The following is a 17,871-nucleotide window of genomic DNA, read 5'->3' as shown; positions in this document are numbered from 1 at the left end:
TGTCGATATGGCTTTTGTCCGGACGATCCGTGGCGAAGATGTGACGTTGGGCAATCCTACCCGCCGAAGCGAGCGCTGTGCCCATCCGTCGTCGCAAGCCAGATGCCGATCCCGACGACGACGATCCCGATCGCGAGGTTCCAGCCGATCGGTTCGTTCAGCAGGATAGCGGCCACCAGCGAGGCCGTGACCGGATTGACGGTGACTGTGACTGCGACGCTGGTCGGCGAAGCGCGCCCGAGCGCGAAGGCCCAGAGATAGAAGGTCAGGGCGGCGCCGATCACACCGAGATAGAGCGCCGCCGACCATTGCGGGACGGCAAATTGCGCCACCGCATCGAAGCTGCCGCGCACGACCGAGATCAGGACCAGCGCTACAGCGCCGACGGCCATCGCGACCGTCGTGAACGGGATCGGCCCGCAGCGGCGGATAATGGGCTTCGACCAGATGCCGTAAAGCGCCATGCACAACGCCGCCGCGATCATCAGGAGGTCGCCGCGCCAGGCCTGCGGCGGCGCGTGGCTGAGACCTGCGAGAAGCGCGAAGCCGACGCCCGCCATCGCGGTCAGCACGCCGGCCGTCTTTCGCGCCGTCAGCCGCTCCTGGCCGAGCGCCGCGCCGACCACCAGCGACAGCAGCGGCAGGGTGGAGAGCGCCAGCGCGCCGCGCGCGCTGCTCGTGTAGATCAGGGAGGCGTTGAACAGGATCGGGAAGATCGCGAAGAACAGCAGCCCGAGCCCGGCTGTCCGGAGCCAGTCCTTGCGCTCAGGCCAGCGCTGGCCGCCGAGCAAGGCGACCGGCGCCAGCAGCAGGCAGCCGATGCCGAAGCGGAAGGAGCCGATCGCCAGCGGATCGAGATGGCCGACGAGATAGCGGGTCGCGGCGATGGAGGTTCCTCCAAGCGCGCTCGACGCCGCGGCGGCCACCACACCCCAGAGCTCGCTCATGCCGGGGGCTCCGCTGGCTCAGCTGTCGGCTCAATCGATCGCCCGCACCGCCCCCTTGGCCGCGCTGGTCGCCAGCGCCGCATAGGCTTTCAGCGCCGTCGTGACCTTGCGCTTGCGCGGCGCCGCCGGCTTCCAGGCATCCTTGCCCTTCGCCTCCATCGCCGCACGCCGGCGCGCCATCTCCTCATCGGAGACCTTGAGGCTGATGCCGCGGTTCGGGATGTCGATCTCGATCACGTCGCCGCTTTCGACCAGACCGATCGCGCCGCCCTCGGCCGCCTCGGGTGAGACATGGCCGATCGAGAGGCCGGACGAGCCGCCCGAGAAGCGCCCGTCGGTGATCAGCGCGCAGGCCTTTCCGAGCCCCTTGGATTTCAGATAGCTCGTCGGATAGAGCATCTCCTGCATGCCCGGCCCGCCGCGCGGCCCCTCATAGCGGATCAGCACGATCTCGCCGGCCTTGACCTTGTTGTTGAGGATGCCCTCGACCGCCGCGTCCTGGCTCTCGAAGATCACCGCCTTGCCGGAGAAGGTCAGGATCGAGGTGTCGACGCCCGCCGTCTTCACGATGCAGCCGTCCTGCGCGATGTTGCCGTAGAGTACGGCGAGGCCGCCATCCTGCGAATGCGCATGCGCCTTCTCGCGGATGACACCGGCCTGCCGATCGAGGTCGAGCTCCTCGTAGCGCCGGTCCTGGCTGAAGGCGACCTGTGTCGGCACGCCGCCCGGCGCGGCGCTGTAGAACGAGCGCACCGCCTCGCTCTGGGTCTGCCTGATGTCCCAGCGCTCCAGCGCTTCGGCCATCGTGGCGCTGTGGACCGTCGGCAGCGAGGTGTCGAGCAGCCCGGCCCGGTCGAGCTCGCCAAGGATCGCCATGATGCCGCCGGCGCGGTGGACGTCCTCCATATGCACATTGGCGACGGCCGGCGCGACCTTGCACAGCACCGGCACGTTCCGTGACAGGCGGTCGATATCGGCCATGGTGAAGTCGATCTCGGCCTCGTGCGCCGCCGCCAGCAGATGCAGCACCGTGTTGGTCGAGCCGCCCATCGAGATGTCGAGCGTCATCGCGTTCTCGAACGCCTTGAAGCTCGCGACATTGCGCGGCAGCACCGAGGCGTCGTCCTGCTCGTACCAGCGCTTGGCGATGTCGACGATGAGATGGCCGGCCTCGACGAACAGGCGCTTGCGATCGGCATGGGTCGCCAGCGTCGAGCCGTTGCCGGGCAGCGCCAGGCCAAGCGCCTCGGTCAGGCAGTTCATCGAATTGGCCGTGAACATGCCCGAGCAGGAGCCGCAGGTCGGGCAGGCCGAGCGCTCGATCACCTCGACGTCGCTGTCGGAATACTTGCTGTCGGCGGCCGCGACCATGGCGTCGACGAGGTCGACCTTCTTCAGCACGCCCTCGGCGATGTACTTGCCCGCTTCCATCGGCCCGCCGGAGACGAACACGACCGGGATGTTCAGGCGCATCGCCGCCATCAGCATGCCGGGCGTGATCTTGTCGCAATTGGAGATGCAGACTATCGCGTCGGCGCAATGGGCGTTGACCATGTATTCGACGCTGTCGGCGATCAATTCGCGCGAGGGCAACGAATAGAGCATGCCGTCATGGCCCATGGCGATGCCGTCATCGACCGCGATGGTGTTGAACTCCTTGGCGACGCCGCCAGCCTTCTCGATCTCGCGCGCCACCAATTGCCCGAGGTCTTTCAGATGGACATGGCCCGGCACGAACTGGGTGAAGGAATTCACCACCGCGATGATCGGCTTGCCGAAATCGGAATCCTTCATGCCGGTGGCGCGCCAGAGGCCGCGGGCGCCGGCCATGTTGCGGCCATGGGTGGTGGTGGCGGATCTCAGCCTCGGCATGCTTGACCTCGTCAACAGGGCGTCCGAACAGAAGGGTTCGCCCTATAGCTAGCGGCGGCGCACGAACAGCCAAAATTGAATTATTCGATTTTGATGATCGACGCCGTCCATGCTGCGGGCGCGAGAAGGAGCCATATCACTTTCATGCGAGTCATCCCGGACAAGCCGCGAAGCGGCGCCGATCCGGGATCCATGCCTGAACCGTTCCGGCATGGATCCCGGCTCTTCGCTTCGCTACGGCCGGGATGACAAGGGTGGAACCGAGGCGACGGAGTGGGACGTGACGGCATTGCGCAATATCGACATCGACCTGCTGCGCTCCTTCGTCACCATCGCCGAGCTGCGCTCCTTCACCCGCGCCGCGGCGGCCTTGAACCGCACCCAGTCGACGATCTCGACGCAGGTGCGAAAGCTCGAGGAGATCGCCGGCCAGACCTTGCTGCAGCGCTCGCCGCAGGAGGTGCTTTTGACCCGCGCCGGCGAGGATTTCCTGTCTTACGCCCGCCGCATCGTCGCGCTGCATGACGAGGCACTCGACGTCGTCCGCGCCCGAAACGTCTCCGGCCGGGTCCGGCTCGCGGTGATGGACGATTACGCCACCATCATCCTGCCCGAGACGCTCGCCCGCTTCGCCCGCTCGCACCCGGAGGTCGAGCTCGAAGTCACCACCGGCTTCACCCGCGACCTGCTCGCCAGTCTCGGCGAGGCCTTCGACCTCGTCCTGGCGACGCAGAAGGCCGGCGATGGTAGCGGCGAAGTCCTGCGCACCGAGCGCACCGCCTGGGCCTGGTCCGACCGGCACGATCTTCCACCGGCCGGCCCGCTGCCGCTCGCTTTGCTCAAGGCGCCGAACATGTATCGCGAATGGGCGCTCGCCGCCCTGAACGAAGCCGGCCAGCCCTGGCGCATCCTGTTCTCCTCGTCCAGCATCGGCGCGGTCGAGGCGGTCGCCGCCGCCGGCGCAGCGCTGACCGTGGTCAAGGCCGGCACCGCGCGCGAGGGGCTGCGCCTGCTCGGCGCGGCGGAAGGATTGCCTGCTTTGCCGGCCTCCGAGATCGCGCTGCATCTCGCACCGGGTCGCCCGACACCTGCGGTGCGGGCGCTGGCCGGGTTTCTGGCCGAGGCACTGAAGGCGAAGGGATAGCTGCCGCCCGTCATTCCCACCGCGTTCGCTGGAAAGACGATGGACCCGCGACGCAGAACCCCTCTCCTGTAAGGAGAGGGGCAGGGGTGAGGTGTAGGCCGTTGGACCAGTGGCGCGAACGCTGACCGCGCAGGTTGGTGCAAGCCAACGTTTCCACTCCGAACACCTCACCCTGCCCTCTCCTTCCAGGAGAGGGTTCCCCGCGCCTTTCCCGTCATGGTCGGGCTTGTCCCGACCATCCACGTCTTTGTCGATGCAATACGGTGACCAAGACGTGGGTGCTCGCCACAAGGGCGAGCATGACGGTCGAGGCAACCCGTCTCCACGGGGATAACTCACCAATCAATCCCCGCCCTCGAAACCTGGCGTATTCTCACCCCTGTCCCGCCCGACCAAGGGGGCTGTCGCGAGGCATCGTGCGGCCGGGCAGGAGAGCGGTGTCCGCTTTGAACAGCCGTTGCGGGCTGGAATGGCGGAGGAGCCTCGTCCGGGCGAAGCCGGGTCTGCCCGACCCGATGGCTCGGCGAGGCACCATACGAAAACCGCGCGCGGGGTTCGGGAGCGGCAACTCCAAGCCGCTTCGACATTTCGACATCGACATTCGACACAGCGGCGGAAAGCGGCCGCACCCGGACCCCGCGCTCCCCTTGGGCTTGCGCTTGCCTTCAGACCCTCGCGGCGGGAGCCGGCGGGGTTGGAGGTGCGTGTTCGATGGTAGCTCGCGACCCGTTGCGGACGTTGGCAAGGTTTGCTTGCGGGCGAAGCATACTTCGGCGAACAGGCCGCGCACGTTCAGGCTCTGGAAGTCGGTGCCGCCAGGTCATGCGGATCGGCGACGATCTGCGGATCTCGACCCCGGTTAGCGCGGCTTGCGCGTCGGCTCACCGGCCTTGATAGGTGCCCGAAGGCTGTCGCGAACACGAGGCTCGAGAAGCGGGAGCATCGCCTTGACCTTGCGGGACAAATTTTTTCGATCTGCGTGCGCAAGGTAGACGGGCTGCGGAGCCGTCGACCACTCCGGCAGCACATGGACCAATCGGCCCGCTGAGACATCATCGCGCACGACCGTCGCGGGCATGAGGGCAACGCCTTCGGCGATCGAAGCGAGATGTTTGATTGCGCTGAGAGAGTTGGAGGAGACGCGGGCCTGGATCTCTATCTTGGCCTTTTGGCCGTCCACGGACATCAAGTCCCAAATGGCCGCGCCGGTGGCATCCTTCTCGGTCGAGACCGACAGGCAGTTGTGATGGGCCAGATCGCGCGGATGACGGATCTTAGGGGACCTGCCGATGTAGTCCGGGCTCGCAATCAAGATGAACCCGCTGGTCCCGAGGCTTATAGTCGATAGGCTTGATGGCTTTGCCTGTCCCACCCGGATGGCGATATCAAAACCCTCGCCGATCAGGTCGACCACTCTCTCGGTCAGAAGAAATTGCATTCTGACCTGCGGGAATTTTTGAAGATAGTCCGTCACTGCGGCGGACATGGACGACAGATCAAATTCGACCGGCGCTGTTATTCTCAGAACGCCGGTTGGCTGGCTTTGCGATGATGACGCTTCTTCTCCCGCCTCCATCAAGGCGGCTACGGCGAGCTCGGCTTTCTGCAAAAATCTCGATCCCGCATCCGTGAGGTGAAGCTTCCGGGTCGTGCGCACGAGCAGGCGCACGCCGAGGGTCTTTTCGAGATCCGAAATTCTGTCGCTCACCGACGAGTTGGGCAGGCGCAGCGCCCGGGCCGCTTTTGTGAAGCTCCCGAGCTGTGCGACTCGAACAAAAATCAACGCGCCGTTCAGGTCCATCGATTATCCGCCTATGCGCAAAGTCTATTCGGAATATGCGCCCTAATCAAACAATCGCGCGCCCCTATCTCTTGTCGGAAAGCCGATGAGCAACTCATGGCTCTGATAGAGTTGGAAGACATGCAAAACGAACAAAGCCGGACGGAACAGGACCGCATTAAACAGGTCATCGAAAACTATATTGAAGCAATGCGGCGCTCGCAGGCCGATGTGTTGGCGTCTCTATTCACAGATGATGGGATTTTGATGGCTGTGGATGCGCCGACGGTCCGCGGCACTGAAAAGATCAACGCCTTCTTCGCTCATGGCTTCGGCGCGATAAATATCGACGCGAAAATAGCTTTCGACGAAATTACCGTGAGCGGCGACTATGCGTTCGTTCTGACGCACTCTGAAGTACAGGTTACGATAAAGCAGGTGAACGCTGTCAGCAACGAGAAGAATCGCGAACTGTTTGTGCTCAAAAATGGCGACGGCGCGTGGAAGATTGCGCGATACATGTTCAACAAGGTGCCTGCGTGAAGTAGGAGCGGGTGGGACGCGGGCCACTATCCGCGTCCCACCCGATCCGGGCAGCTTGAATGGCGGCTATATGCAAAGCCGAGAACGGCCGTTTTCGCCCCATAGCGGACGCTCCGCTGGTGTCACGACAACGCTGAAAGCAGTCGTTTGGCGGCGACGGGGCGATAGAATTCCAGAAATCTTTGCGTATTCCAGTAGCAACTGGATCCTTCAATGGCGGTAGCATGCCAAATTTCTCGACTCTTGTGCCCCGTGTATAGCGCGGTGTGAAGCGAAATAACGTAGTCATCACTTGAGCTAAAGGTAGCTCGTCCGCAGTTAACCTCCATACCGTGGCCGTCCTTCAAACGTTCAGCAAAGATAACGTCACCGTTGTTCAAACGCTCGAAATCGAACTGCTGATCTGCATCGATAACGAAGATGCCTGTTTGGTTGTATATCTCAGGGCACAACACACGATCCGGCTCAAGAAATTCTCCCCTCATTGAGAAAAGATACAGTTGAACCGCTCGGCGGCAGTTGCCCTCGTCCCATTCGCCTGCAAGCTCGTCGGCAGAACCAAGTGGGCCCGCATCAAACCGATAGTCAAACTCCTTCATCATCGACTCCCGACCTCCATTACGCTCAGATCGTGATCGGAGGTTTCAGGCGAAGCAATCCCTGTCGAAGCGCTTGCAGTCGATAAGAGGACGTCCGGTCCTCAGCCACCGGCATCTGAAAGCTGCCAGTCCGCAACCTGCCCAAAGCGCCCCTCACCCCGGCAACCGATACTCCCGGAACATCTCCCTGAGCGCCGTCTTCTGGATCTTGCCGGTCGCGGTGTGCGGGATCGCCTCGACCAGCACGACGTCGTCCGGTAGCCACCATTTCGCGACCTTGCCGGTCATGAAGGCGAGCATCTCCTCGCGGCTGGGCGACCGCCCGGGCTTGGGCACGATCACCAGGAGCGGCCGCTCGTCCCATTTCGGATGGGCGACGCCGATCACCGCCGCTTCGGCGACATCGGGATGGCCGATGGCGAGGTTTTCCAGCTCGATCGACGAGATCCACTCGCCGCCGGACTTGATCACGTCTTTGGAGCGGTCGGTGACCTGCATGTAGCCATGCGGATCGATGGTCGCGACGTCGCCGGTGTCGAAGAAGCCGTGCTCGTCGAGGATCGGCTGGTCGTGGCGGTAATAGGCGCCGGCGACGGCCGGCCCGCGTACCTTCAGGCGCCCGAAGGTCTTGCCGTCCCAGGGCAGATCCTTGCCGTCATCGTCGGTCAGGCGGAACTCGACGGTGAACTGCGGATGGCCCTGCTTGACCTTGAGATCGTAGAGCGCCTCGCCCGTGAGATCGGCATAGATCGGCTTGATCGAGCAGAACGAGCCGATCGGGCTCATCTCGGTCATGCCCCAGGCATGGTCGACGGTGACGCCGTATTTTGTCTCGAACGCCTCGGTCATCGCCCGCGGGCAGGCCGAGCCGCCGATCACCACCCGCTTCAACGTGTCGAGCTTGCCGCCCGATGCCTCGAGATGCTGGAGCAAACCGAGCCAGACCGTCGGCACCGCCGCGGTCAGTGTCACGCCTTCGCCGTTGAGCAATTCGAGCAATGATGCGCCGTCGAGCTTGGCGCCGGGCATGACCAGCTTCGCCCCGGTCATCGGCGCCGAGAAGGCCAGCGACCAGCTATTGGCGTGGAAGAGCGGCACCACCGGCATCACCACGGTGCGCGCCGACAGGCCCATATAGTCGGGCTGAGCGCAGGCCATGGCGTGCAGCACGTTGGAGCGGTGCGAATAGAGCACGCCCTTGGGACCGCCGGTCGTGCCCGAGGTGTAGCACAGCCCGGCTGCGGTGTTCTCGTCGAGTTCGGCCCAGGCGAAATCGGCGTCGGCATCGGCGAGCCAGTCCTCATAGGCGACCGCGTTCCTGAGCGAGGTCTCCGGCATATGCGCGGCGTCGGTCAGGATCACATAGCGCTCGACCGTCGCCAGCTTGTCCTGCAGCCCCTCGACCAGGGACACGAAGCTCAGATCGAGGAACAGCAGCCGGTCCTCGGCATGACCGATCAGCTGGGCGATCTGCTCGGGGAAGAGCCGCGGATTGACGGTGTGGGTAATCGCGCCGATGCCGCTGATGCCATACCAGAGCGCCAAATGCCGGTCGGTATTCCAGGCCAGGGTCGCGACGCGGTCGCCGAGGCGGATGCCCTCGCGCGTCAGCCGCTTGGCGATCGTCAGCGCCGTCTGCCGCATCTCGGCATAGGTGGTGCGGCGGATCGGCCCTTCGACGCTGCGGGAGACGACCTCGCGGGTGCCGTGCTGGATCGCCGCGTGGTCGATGATCCGGTGGATCAGCAGCGGCCAATTCTGCATCAGCCCGAACATGCGTTTCTCCCTGTCGTCTTGCGTCGGTTTTTGGCAGCATAGCGAGCGGGCGACGCGAGGGGGAAGTCCGCTAGATTCCCTTCCCCCCGCTTGCGGTGGGGAAGGGTTGGGGATGGGGGGCCGCAAAGCAGGGCATGGTCTTTCGCCCAGCTTACCGCCCATCGGCACTGCCCCCCACCCTAGCCCTCCCCACCCGCAAGCGGGGGGAGGGAAAAGCGAAAGCCCTCGCGTCCGCTCGGGAGATGAGTTAGTTTATAACTAAACGATCTAGGGATGAACGCCTTGTCAGTGCCGCGCCCAGCCCCCGCCCCGGAGCCCATCGAGCCGGACCGTGTCTGGTTCCGCTTCATGCGCCTGCATCAGCGCATGCTCGGCCAGATGACGGCGCGCATCCGCGAGCTCGGCCTCTCCATCCCGCAATTCGACCTGCTCTCGACGCTGACCGAGCGCGAGGGCATCAGCCAGAGCGAGCTTGCCGAGCGGCTCTACGTCACCAAGGGCAATGTCTCGGGCCTGGTCGACCGGCTGGTCCAGGCCGGACTGGTCGAGCGCCGCGCCATCGTCGGCGACCGGCGCTCCTACGCCATGCATCTGACGCCCGAAGGCCGCCGCCTCGCCGAAGCGGGCATGGCGACGCAGCGCGACTATGTCGCGCAGACGCTTGGAAAACTCCCCCTGGAAGATCTCGCCGAGCTCGACCGGCTGGTCCTGTCCTGGCGCGAGCGCGCCCGCGCCCTCGATACGGACCAGGGCTGATGTTCACAGGCTTGGCCTATGCCGGCGGCGGCAACCGCTGCTATTGGCAAGGCGGCTTCTACGAGACGGTGGCGCCCCGCATCGGCCTTGCGCCGCGCCGCATCGTCGGCGCCAGCGCCGGGGCCGGCGCGATGCTCTACAACGCGCTCGGCCTCGGCCCGACGGTGCGCGCCATGCTGCGCGACGCCTGCGCCGGCCGCACCTCCGAGGTCGACTGGGCCGCGTTCCGCCGCGGCGGCAGGCTGTTCCCGGTCGCCGAGATGTATCGCGAGATGCTGACAGCGCTGTTCACGCCGGAGCGGCTGGCAGCTCTGAAGACCCGAGCCGATTTCCTGATCGCGATCTCGCGACCGCCGCGCTTCTGGCCGCTGCCTGTCATTACCGCGCTCGGCATTGGCGCCTACCAGCTCGAAAAGCGCCTGCGTCGCCCCGTGCACCCGACTGCCGGGCGCAGGCTCGGCTTCCGGCCCGACCTGATCCGCATCGCCGACTGCGCCGATCCGGAGGAGTTGGTCGCAGCATTGATGGCGAGCGCCGCCGTGCCGCCCTTCATGCCGGCCGGCCATATCGGCGCCCGCGCCGCGCTCGATGGCGGCCTCGTCGACAGCGCCCCGGCCTGGGCGCTCGCCGAGCTGGAAGCCGCCGGCGAGCAGACGCTGGTGGTGCTGACACGCCCCTTCGCCGAGGTGCCGCAGGTCGAAAACCGCACCTATGTCCGGCCCTCGCAAGTGATCCCGGTCAGCCAGTTCACCATCCGCAACTGGGACGGCATCCGCTTCGCCTACGAGCTCGGCGTCAGGGACGGTGAGGATTTCTTGCGAGTGGTGGATCGGAAGCGTCTGGCGAGCTGAGCGGATCAGGATTCGATAGGCACTGCCGGCGAACAAGGGCGCGGGGAACCCTTCTCCCGTGTGGGAGAAGGGCAGGGATGAGGGCCTGCCCCATCCGCAGAAGGCGGAACGGCATCCACATCGCCCCAGTAATCAGCGGCGGTCCCTCACCCCTACCCCTCTCCCATTCGGGAGAGGGGTTCCCGCGCTTTACTGTTCTCCGGTGAGACCCTGGTCTACGACTTGCTCCTCCTCCCGCCGGATTCCCCGATGGCCTCGATCGATCTCACCGCCTCAGCCACCAGCCTGCGCGCCAACCTGCTGGCGCGCCGTTTCAGCGCCGGGGAGCTGCTCGAAGCCACCTTCGCCCGCATCGACGCGCTGAACCCTTCCCTCAATGCCATCGTCGCACAGGACCGAGAGGCGGCGCGGGCGTTTGCCGCGGAGTCGGACCGGCGCATCGCAGCGGGCGAAGCCCGGCCGCTCGAAGGTCTGCCGATCACGATCAAGGACGCTTTCGACGTCGCCGGTCTGCCCTCCTCCGGCGGCCTGCCGGCCTATAAGGAGCGCGTCCCGGCGGAAGATGCTGCCGCCGTCGCCCGCCTGCGCGCGGCCGGCGCGGTCATCCTCGGCAAGACCATGGTTCCGGTCTTCTCCGGCGACTTCCAGAGCTACAACCCCGCCCATGGCGTCACCAACAATCCCTGGAACCCCGACTACTCGCCCGGCGGCTCCTCGGGCGGCGCGGCGGTCGCGGTTGCGACCGGGATGAGCGCCTTCGAGCTCGGCTCCGATCTCGGCTCGTCGATCCGCTGGCCGGCGCAGGCCTGCGGCGTCTTCGGGCTGAAGACCAGCTGGGGGCTGGTCTCGACCTGGGGGCTGATCCCACCGCCGCCGGAGCGGCGCACCTTGCGCAATGCCGATCTCGTCGTCGCCGGCCCGATCGCCCGCGCCACCGAAGACCTCGATCTGATCCTGCCGGTGCTGACCGGCCCGCGCGATCCGAATGTCGCCGGCGCCGCCCTAGCCGCCCCGCGTAAGACGGAGGCGAGGGGCTTGCGCGTCGCAATCTGGGCGCAGGAACCGTTCGCGCCGGTCACCGGCGAGGTCTCGGAGGCCGTGCGCGAAGCCGGACGTCGCCTTGCCGAAGCGGGCGCACTCGTCGACGAGACCGCGCGCCCGGGCTTCCGTTTCACCGAGGCCTATGAGGTCTATGCGCTGCTGAATCACGCCGTCGTCGCCTACGGCCTGCCGCCAAAGGTGCGCGCCCGCATCCAGGCGCAAGCGGCGAAGTTCGCGCCCGGCGACCTCTCGCACCAGGCGCTGCAGGCCCGCGGCGCCCGGATGACGCCCGGCCTCTATCAGCAGATCCACCAACGCCGCCTCGCGCTGAAACGGCAATGGGCCCGCTTCTTCCAGAACTACGACGTGCTGCTCTGCCCGCCGGCGCCGGTCGCGGCGCAAAAGCACGATCATCTGCCCGATTTCCATGCCCGCCGGCTCGACATCGACGGCGTGGAGCGCCCCTATCTCGACTTCCTGTGCTGGGCGAGCCTCGCCACTGGCGCCGACCTGCCGGCGCTCTCGGCGCCGGTCGGACTATCGCAGGCGGGATTGCCGACAGGCGTCCAGATCATTGCGCCCTTCGGTGAAGACCGCACCGCGATCGCTGTCGGGGCGATGCTGGAGAGGGCGGGCGGCAGATTCAGGATACCAGCGAGCCTGGGAACTCACTTGGCTAGCAAGCCCCGATAATAAAATGCAACGTTCTCCGCCGCTCCAAGCTTGATCCGGTTCAAGGCGCGTCCGATTGGCCAGAAAACTGTTCCGGATTTTGCCTTCACGGCAGGGAAGCTGCCGCCATTGAGTGTCATCACGCCCCATTCGGCGCCGTGATGGCGGCGATACACCTCGCCGACATAGCTGCCATAGGCCTTGGCGATCGTAGAAATTTCATCCTCCGACGGGCGAGGATTGGAGTTCGCGTACGCCGCATTCATTTGAGCGAGGATCTTCTCGACGTCGTTGATGCTTCGCTCGGACCAATCCAGGCCGACCCCGAAATGAGCTTTGGCATGATCGACTGCGTCGAGCGAATAGGCCTCGGTCATGGCTCGGACTTTCGAATCTACAGAAAAGGCCTGCTCGGCAGCATTTTGAGCCATCGCCATTCCTGCAAAGAAAAGGGCCGCCAGGACGAGCGTCGAAACGAAGCGGGCGTTCATTGCTCTCGATTCCGATCACCGGACGGTACGACTCAGACTAATAGCACCTCAACTTTCGCGTGCAATCCGCACCACTTCGCTCCGACCACCCTTCACAAACACCCCGCCAGCGACGGCCGGCGATTGCCATCCCGCCCCACCGTCTCCGGCGTGGCGAGCATGGCGTTCAGCACCGCCTCCTGCGTCGCCTCGGCTGCGGCCCGGAAGGCTAAGTCGATCCGGTTCTCGTTGAGCACGGTGAGCGGGACGAGATCGGGCTCGTCGTGATGGGCGATCCGGTTCGCGGTCGAAAAGGCGATGGCGATGTCGCCGCTGCCATTGCCCCAGAAGGCGCCGAGCCGCGCCAGGCCCGCGCCGCAGCGCCGGGCGATGCGCGTCAGCTGCCGGCTTTCCAGCGGCAGGTCGGTCGCCAGCACGATGATGATCGAGCCGCGCTCCGGCGGCTGGGACGGGCTCGCGGCCGGCGGCTCCGGGCGACGCCCATCCGGCAGGACGAGGTCGCCGGCATTGCCGAAATTCGCCTGCACCAGCACGCCGAGGGTGAAGCTGCGGCCGTCGAGCTCGATCAGGCGCGAGGCCGTGCCGATGCCGCCCTTGAAGCCGAAGGCGCTCATGCCGGTACCGGCGCCGACCGCGCCCTCCTCGACCGGCCCGCCACTGGCGGTATCTAGCGCCGCCTCCGCATCGGCGACCGTCAGGCGCCGGGCGCGGATGTCGGAGAGGAAGCCGTCATTGCATTCGAGCACGAGCGAATTCACCGTGCCGGTGCTGCGGCCGATCTCCGGGTTGTTGGCGAGCGCCCGCCCGACCAGCGCCTCGATGCCGGTCGCGACCGAGAAGGTGTTGCCGAGCAGCAGCGGCGTCTCGATCTGGCCGAGCTCGGCGAGTTGCATCAGCCCGGCGCTCTTGCCGAAGCCGTTGATCACCTCGACGCCGGCCCGAACCTTCTCGCGGAAGAGGTCACCTTGATGCGGCAGTACCGCCGTGAACCCGGTCAGGACATCGCCCTCGCGCACGGTGCGATGGCCCACGGTGACACCGGCCACGTCGGTGATCGCGTTGAGCGGACCCGACGGTAGCGAACCGCAGATCAGGCCGTAGTCGCGCGCCCGCTTGCTCAAGGCAGTCTCCAATTCCGATCAGATCGCCGCGTTGAACACGGCCTCGATGTGATGGCCATCGGGATCGACGACGAAGGCCGCGTAATAATGCGGGCCGTAATGCGCCCGCAGGCCCGGCGCGCCATTGTCACGCCCGCCATGCTGGAGCGCGGCGCGGTGGAACAGGTCGACAGCCTGCCGGTCGGGCGCCGCGAAGGCGACATGGAACCCAGGTCCCGGCGGTCGCTGCCCGTCCGGCCGATGCTTCAGCGCCAATGCATCGCCGCCGCCCGGGATGCCGTAACCGACGGCCTGATTGGTCTCGCCGGGTCTGAGGTCGCTCCAGACGCGGACGTAGCCGAGCGGCGCGAGCACCGCATCGTAAAACACGACGGCGCGCTCGATATCGGCGATCCCAAGCGAGAGATGGTGAAGCATCGGCCGGTCCGCCTCGCTCACGCCGCCGCCTTGACCTTGGCCACCGTCATGCGCGACCGGCCGCCGGCCAACTCCTCCTTCAGCACCAGGCGCTCGTCCGCTGCGACCACCCCGAGCGGCACGTCACGGTCCGGCAAGACGGCGGTCGCCGACTTGTTGAGGAAGACGACGACCGGGCGGTTGCCGGCCGCAGCCCACCGGCGCAATTGCGTCAGATAGGGCTCCTTGCGCCAGGCCTGCGGCGCGCCGGGATCGAGCTGCACCAACAGCCAGCTCGTCGCCGGATCCATGGTCAGCACGAAGCGGGCTTTGTCGGGCTTCCACTCTGGACCGAGGAAACCCTGCGTCATCCACAGGCAGAAGAAATCGCGGCACTGCTGCGGCCGGGTCGGGTAGATGTTGCAGCAACGCCCCGGCTGGCAATGCTGGCACCAGCTCCCGGCGACGCTGCCGACATCGGGATTGTCGTAGACCTTGCAGCACAGCGTGCAGCTGCCGCAGTCGCGGCCGGGCGCCGGCTGGTTCGCCATGCGGGCGGGATCGATCATGCAGCTCCCCACGAAAAGGCGCGGCACCATGCGCATCGGACGCGCGGCTGGCAAGCCGTGATTGGAATCGTTCCAGGCGCAATATGCTTCATCGACCCTCATCCTGAGGAGCCGCGAAGCGGCGTCTCGAAGGATGGTTCAGAAGGCTCGGGAACCAGCTGGAGCATCCTTCGAGACGCGATCCTGCGGATCGCTCCTCAGGATGAGGGCTGTGGTTTGACGCCGCCTCAAGATTCCGACGAACCCTGCCCGTCCCGCGCCAGACTCTGCCCCGATCTGCAGGAAAATCGCTCAGCGCTTGCGCGGATCGCGGTCTATGCTCGCATAAACAACGCGTAAAAGCTGGAGCCGGGACATGCTGACCAACCTCGCCGTCCGTGACATCGAGACGCTCGTCCACCCCTATACAAACCTGGCGACGCATCGCGAGGTCGGCCCGCTGATCCTGGAGCGCGGCAAGGGCGTGTTCGTCTACGACGTTTCCGGCAAGGACTATATCGAGGGCATGGCCGGGCTCTGGTGCACCTCGCTCGGCTATTCCAACCAGGAGCTGGCCGAGGTCGCCTATGAGCAGCTGAAGAAGCTGCCTTTCACCCATCTCTTCTCCGGCCGCAGCCACGATCCGGCGATCGAATTGGCCGAGAAGCTGAAGGAGATCGCCCCCGTGCCGATCTCCAAGGTGTTCTATGGCGCCTCCGGCTCGGACGCCAACGACACCCAGGTCAAGCTGGTCTGGTACATGAACAATGCGCTCGGCCGTCCCAAGAAGAAGAAGATCATCTCGCGGCTGAAGGCCTATCACGGCGTCACCGTCGCCTCGGCCTCGCTGACCGGCCTACCGGCCAACCACACCGATTTCGACCTGCCGATCCCGAACGTCCTGCACACCTCCTGCCCGCACCATTATCGCTTCGCGCAACCCGGCGAGAGCGAGCTCGACTTCTCCGCCAGGCTGGCCGCCGAGCTCGACGAGATGATCCAGCGCGAGGGGCCGGACACGGTCGCGGCCTTCATCGCCGAGCCGGTGATGGGCGCCGGCGGTGCGGTGACCCCGCCGGAGGGCTATTTCGAGGCGATCAACGCCGTCCTCGCCAAATACGACGTCCTGTTCATCGCCGACGAGGTCATCACCGGCTTCGGCCGCACCGGCGAGATGTTCGGCACCACGACCTACAAGATGAAGGCCGACACGCTGTCCTGCGCCAAGGCGCTGACCTCGGCCTATTTCCCGCTCAGCGCCGTGCTGATCAACGAACCGGTCTACGAAGTCCTCGTCGACCAGAGCAAGAAGATCGGTACCTTCGGCCACGGCAACACCTATGCCGGCCACCCCGTGGGCTGCGCGGTCGCGGTCAAGACGCTGGAGATCTACCAGCGCGACAGGATCATCGAGCATGTCCGCAAGGTCGAGCCGAAGTTCCTGCAGCGCCTGACCAGGCTCGCCGAGCACCCGCTGATCGGCGAAGCCCGCGGCGTCGGCCTGATCGGCGGCATCGAGTTCGTCAAGGACAAGGCGAGCAAGGCGCAGTTCGAGGCCAAGAAGGGCGTCGCCCTGAAGTCGACCAGCTTCGCCCAGGAGGAAGGCCTGATCCTGCGCGCGCTCGGCGGCGATCGCGTCGCCTTCTGCCCGCCGCTGGTGATCACCGAGGCCGAGATCGACGAGATGTTCGACCGCTACGAGCGGGCGCTCGCCAGGACCCTCGACTGGGTCAAGGCGGAAGGCCTGCTCGCGGACTGAGGGAAAACAATTGAGCGCGGGATCCCCTCTCCCGCATCGAAGTCGGGTCTACCCGACTTCGATCACTCTGAGCGCTGATCTCGGGCAAGCCCGAGATCAGTTGAGAGGGGTAGGGGTGAGGGACCGCCGCTGATTGTCAGGGCGACGCGGAGCCGCTGCGACCTCTTACGGATAGGGCGGGCCCTCATCCCTGCCCTTCTCCCACACGGGAGAAGGGTTCCCCGTGCTCTTCATCATCGGTCGAGCCCCCTGCCCCTGCGAAACTGTGCCAAAGCTGACCAAAGCCTCGGTGTGACGATGAAAACGTCATGAGAATTCCTTGATGCCGCCGCCGGCCCGACCCGATCGGCAGCGACATTGCAGGTGCTGGCGGCCAGGAACCGCCGGCCCGATGAACTGGAAACCGAGGATCATGTCGACGCATAAGCCGCGCCACCCCGCGCACCGTTCCGCCAGCTTCCATGATGCCAGCGCACGTGAGGCCTATGCATCGCGCTTCCGCCCGATCGCGATTCCTGCCATCCTGGCGGGAACCCGCTGGGCCCCAGCCGCGTTGACCTCGCAGCACAGGGACGTTCCGGCGCTCCTGTGCAATGGTTTCGAAGATTGATACGACGACCTCCTACTGAGACCCTCCATGCTTGACCGGCGCAGAGTTCTTCAAACTCTCGCCGGTCTTTTTCTGTCCAGTGTCGGGCTCGGCAGCTATGCCTATGCTTGGGAGCCGACGTATCAGGGCGTGACCCGCTACAAGCTCAGGCCGGCCGGCTGGCCGGAGGGCAAGCGGCTGCGGCTCGCCGTTCTCAGCGATATCCATGTCGGCAGCGGGTATATGCCGGTCTCGCGTGTCGGCGAGATCGTCGATCAGACCAATCTGCTGAAACCGGACCTCATCCTCCTGCTCGGCGATTTCGTCGCCAGCCGCGACTGGCGTCCCGGCGATCCGCGGCCGGCGGAATGGGCGGCGGAGCTTGCCCGCTTGCAGGCGCCGAACGGCTGCTTTGCCGTGCTCGGCAATCACGATTGGTGGCATGACGAGCGCGCCCAGCGCGCACGCAACGGCCCGACGCTGGCTGGAGCGGCGCTGCAAGCGGTCGGCATTCCAGTACTGGAGAACGAGGCGCTCAAGCTCGACACCGTGGCCGGGCCGATCTGGCTTGCCGGCCTTGGCGATCAGTGGGCGTTCCCGCGCTGGCTGCAGCCTCCCGGAAGGCGTGGCCCGCATCGCGGCATCGACGATCTCGCAAGCACGCTCGCCATGGTCACGGATGACGCGCCGCTGATCCTGATGGCCCACGAGCCGGATATCTTTGCTCGCGCTCCAGCGCGCATCGCCCTGACGCTATCGGGACACACCCATGGCGGCCAGGTCAGGCTGTTCGGCTGGTCGCCGGTGGTGCCGTCCCGCTACGGCAACCGCTACGCCTACGGCCATATCGTCGAGGAAGGTCGCAACCTGATCGTCACAGCCGGGCTCGGCGTCAGCAGCAAGATGCCGATCCGGCTGGGCGCGCCGCCGGAAATCGTCCTGATCGAACTGGGCTGAGGGCCTCTCCCGTCATTGCGAGGAGCAAA

Annotated in this window: 16 protein-coding genes; 7 read left to right on the top strand and 9 right to left on the bottom strand. The window is 65.8% G+C overall.

The window, feature by feature from the left end:
- Positions 1-56: 56 nt before the first annotated feature.
- Positions 57-947: a DMT family transporter gene (locus tag ACSQ24_RS01610; protein WP_436092996.1), complete on the bottom strand. Its 891-nt coding sequence runs from the start codon at positions 945-947 to the stop codon at positions 57-59.
- A gap of 30 nt (positions 948-977) precedes the next feature.
- Positions 978-2,819, bottom strand: coding sequence for a dihydroxy-acid dehydratase (gene ilvD / locus ACSQ24_RS01605; protein WP_436092995.1), 1,842 nt, complete (start codon positions 2,817-2,819; stop codon positions 978-980).
- 280 nt (positions 2,820-3,099) lie between these two features.
- Between ilvD and ACSQ24_RS01600 the strand changes: the two genes are divergently transcribed.
- Complete coding sequence (locus ACSQ24_RS01600) at positions 3,100-3,963, top strand: LysR substrate-binding domain-containing protein (protein WP_436092994.1); 864 nt, start codon at positions 3,100-3,102, stop codon at positions 3,961-3,963.
- Positions 3,964-4,822: 859 nt separating this feature from the next.
- On the opposite strand, the gene ACSQ24_RS01595 is transcribed toward ACSQ24_RS01600, so the two are convergent.
- Positions 4,823-5,764 (bottom strand): LysR family transcriptional regulator, encoded by a 942-nt coding sequence (locus ACSQ24_RS01595; RefSeq protein ID WP_436092993.1) that lies wholly within the window; start codon positions 5,762-5,764, stop codon positions 4,823-4,825.
- A gap of 96 nt (positions 5,765-5,860) precedes the next feature.
- Between ACSQ24_RS01595 and ACSQ24_RS01590 the strand changes: the two genes are divergently transcribed.
- Positions 5,861-6,286 (top strand): YybH family protein, encoded by a 426-nt coding sequence (locus ACSQ24_RS01590; RefSeq protein WP_436092992.1) that lies wholly within the window; start codon positions 5,861-5,863, stop codon positions 6,284-6,286.
- 122 nt (positions 6,287-6,408) lie between these two features.
- On the opposite strand, the gene ACSQ24_RS01585 is transcribed toward ACSQ24_RS01590, so the two are convergent.
- Both ACSQ24_RS01585 and ACSQ24_RS01580 read right to left on the bottom strand, forming a co-directional pair.
- Positions 6,409-6,885: a hypothetical protein gene (locus tag ACSQ24_RS01585; protein WP_436092991.1), complete on the bottom strand. Its 477-nt coding sequence runs from the start codon at positions 6,883-6,885 to the stop codon at positions 6,409-6,411.
- 153 nt (positions 6,886-7,038) lie between these two features.
- On the bottom strand, positions 7,039-8,661 hold the full coding sequence (locus tag ACSQ24_RS01580) for a long-chain-fatty-acid--CoA ligase (RefSeq protein WP_436092990.1): 1,623 nt from the start codon (positions 8,659-8,661) through the stop codon (positions 7,039-7,041).
- Positions 8,662-8,934: 273 nt separating this feature from the next.
- Between ACSQ24_RS01580 and ACSQ24_RS01575 the strand changes: the two genes are divergently transcribed.
- From ACSQ24_RS01575 to ACSQ24_RS01565, 3 genes are all read left to right on the top strand, one after another.
- Positions 8,935-9,417, top strand: a complete 483-nt coding sequence (locus tag ACSQ24_RS01575; protein WP_436092989.1) for a MarR family winged helix-turn-helix transcriptional regulator — start codon at positions 8,935-8,937, stop codon at positions 9,415-9,417.
- Positions 9,417-10,268: a patatin-like phospholipase family protein gene (locus ACSQ24_RS01570; RefSeq protein ID WP_436092988.1), complete on the top strand. Its 852-nt coding sequence runs from the start codon at positions 9,417-9,419 to the stop codon at positions 10,266-10,268. Before ACSQ24_RS01575 ends, ACSQ24_RS01570 begins: the two co-directional genes overlap by 1 nt.
- Positions 10,269-10,517: 249 nt before the next feature.
- Complete coding sequence (locus tag ACSQ24_RS01565) at positions 10,518-12,002, top strand: amidase family protein (protein WP_436092987.1); 1,485 nt, start codon at positions 10,518-10,520, stop codon at positions 12,000-12,002.
- Here the strand turns inward: ACSQ24_RS01565 and ACSQ24_RS01560 are convergent.
- From ACSQ24_RS01560 to ACSQ24_RS01545, 4 genes are all read right to left on the bottom strand, one after another.
- Positions 11,978-12,472 carry a hypothetical protein gene (locus ACSQ24_RS01560; protein WP_436092986.1) on the bottom strand — a complete coding sequence of 165 codons (495 nt, stop codon included), beginning with the start codon at positions 12,470-12,472 and terminating at the stop codon, positions 11,978-11,980. The genes ACSQ24_RS01565 and ACSQ24_RS01560 overlap by 25 nt on opposite strands.
- A 92-nt stretch (positions 12,473-12,564) precedes the next feature.
- The gene (locus tag ACSQ24_RS01555; RefSeq protein ID WP_436092985.1) at positions 12,565-13,593 is read right to left on the bottom strand and encodes a P1 family peptidase; all 1,029 of its coding nucleotides are present in this window, start codon (positions 13,591-13,593) and stop codon (positions 12,565-12,567) included.
- 18 nt (positions 13,594-13,611) lie between these two features.
- Positions 13,612-14,010, bottom strand: coding sequence for a VOC family protein (locus tag ACSQ24_RS01550; RefSeq protein WP_436097806.1), 399 nt, complete (start codon positions 14,008-14,010; stop codon positions 13,612-13,614).
- A 17-nt stretch (positions 14,011-14,027) separates the two neighbouring features.
- Positions 14,028-14,558, bottom strand: a complete 531-nt coding sequence (locus ACSQ24_RS01545) for a YkgJ family cysteine cluster protein (protein WP_436092984.1) — start codon at positions 14,556-14,558, stop codon at positions 14,028-14,030.
- Positions 14,559-14,913: 355 nt separating this feature from the next.
- Between ACSQ24_RS01545 and ACSQ24_RS01540 the strand changes: the two genes are divergently transcribed.
- Positions 14,914-16,296, top strand: a complete 1,383-nt coding sequence (locus ACSQ24_RS01540; RefSeq protein ID WP_436092983.1) for an aspartate aminotransferase family protein — start codon at positions 14,914-14,916, stop codon at positions 16,294-16,296.
- Between the two features lie 739 nt (positions 16,297-17,035).
- Positions 17,036-17,842 (top strand): metallophosphoesterase, encoded by an 807-nt coding sequence (locus tag ACSQ24_RS01535; protein WP_436092982.1) that lies wholly within the window; start codon positions 17,036-17,038, stop codon positions 17,840-17,842.
- Positions 17,843-17,871 lie beyond the last annotated feature (29 nt).

The sequence above is a fragment of the Allobosea sp. LjRoot237 genome (assembly GCF_964253285.1).
GTDB lineage: Bacteria > Pseudomonadota > Alphaproteobacteria > Rhizobiales > Beijerinckiaceae > Allobosea.
The sequence above is the reverse complement of the archived record's forward strand: the minus strand, read 5'-3'. Positions and strand labels throughout refer to the sequence as shown.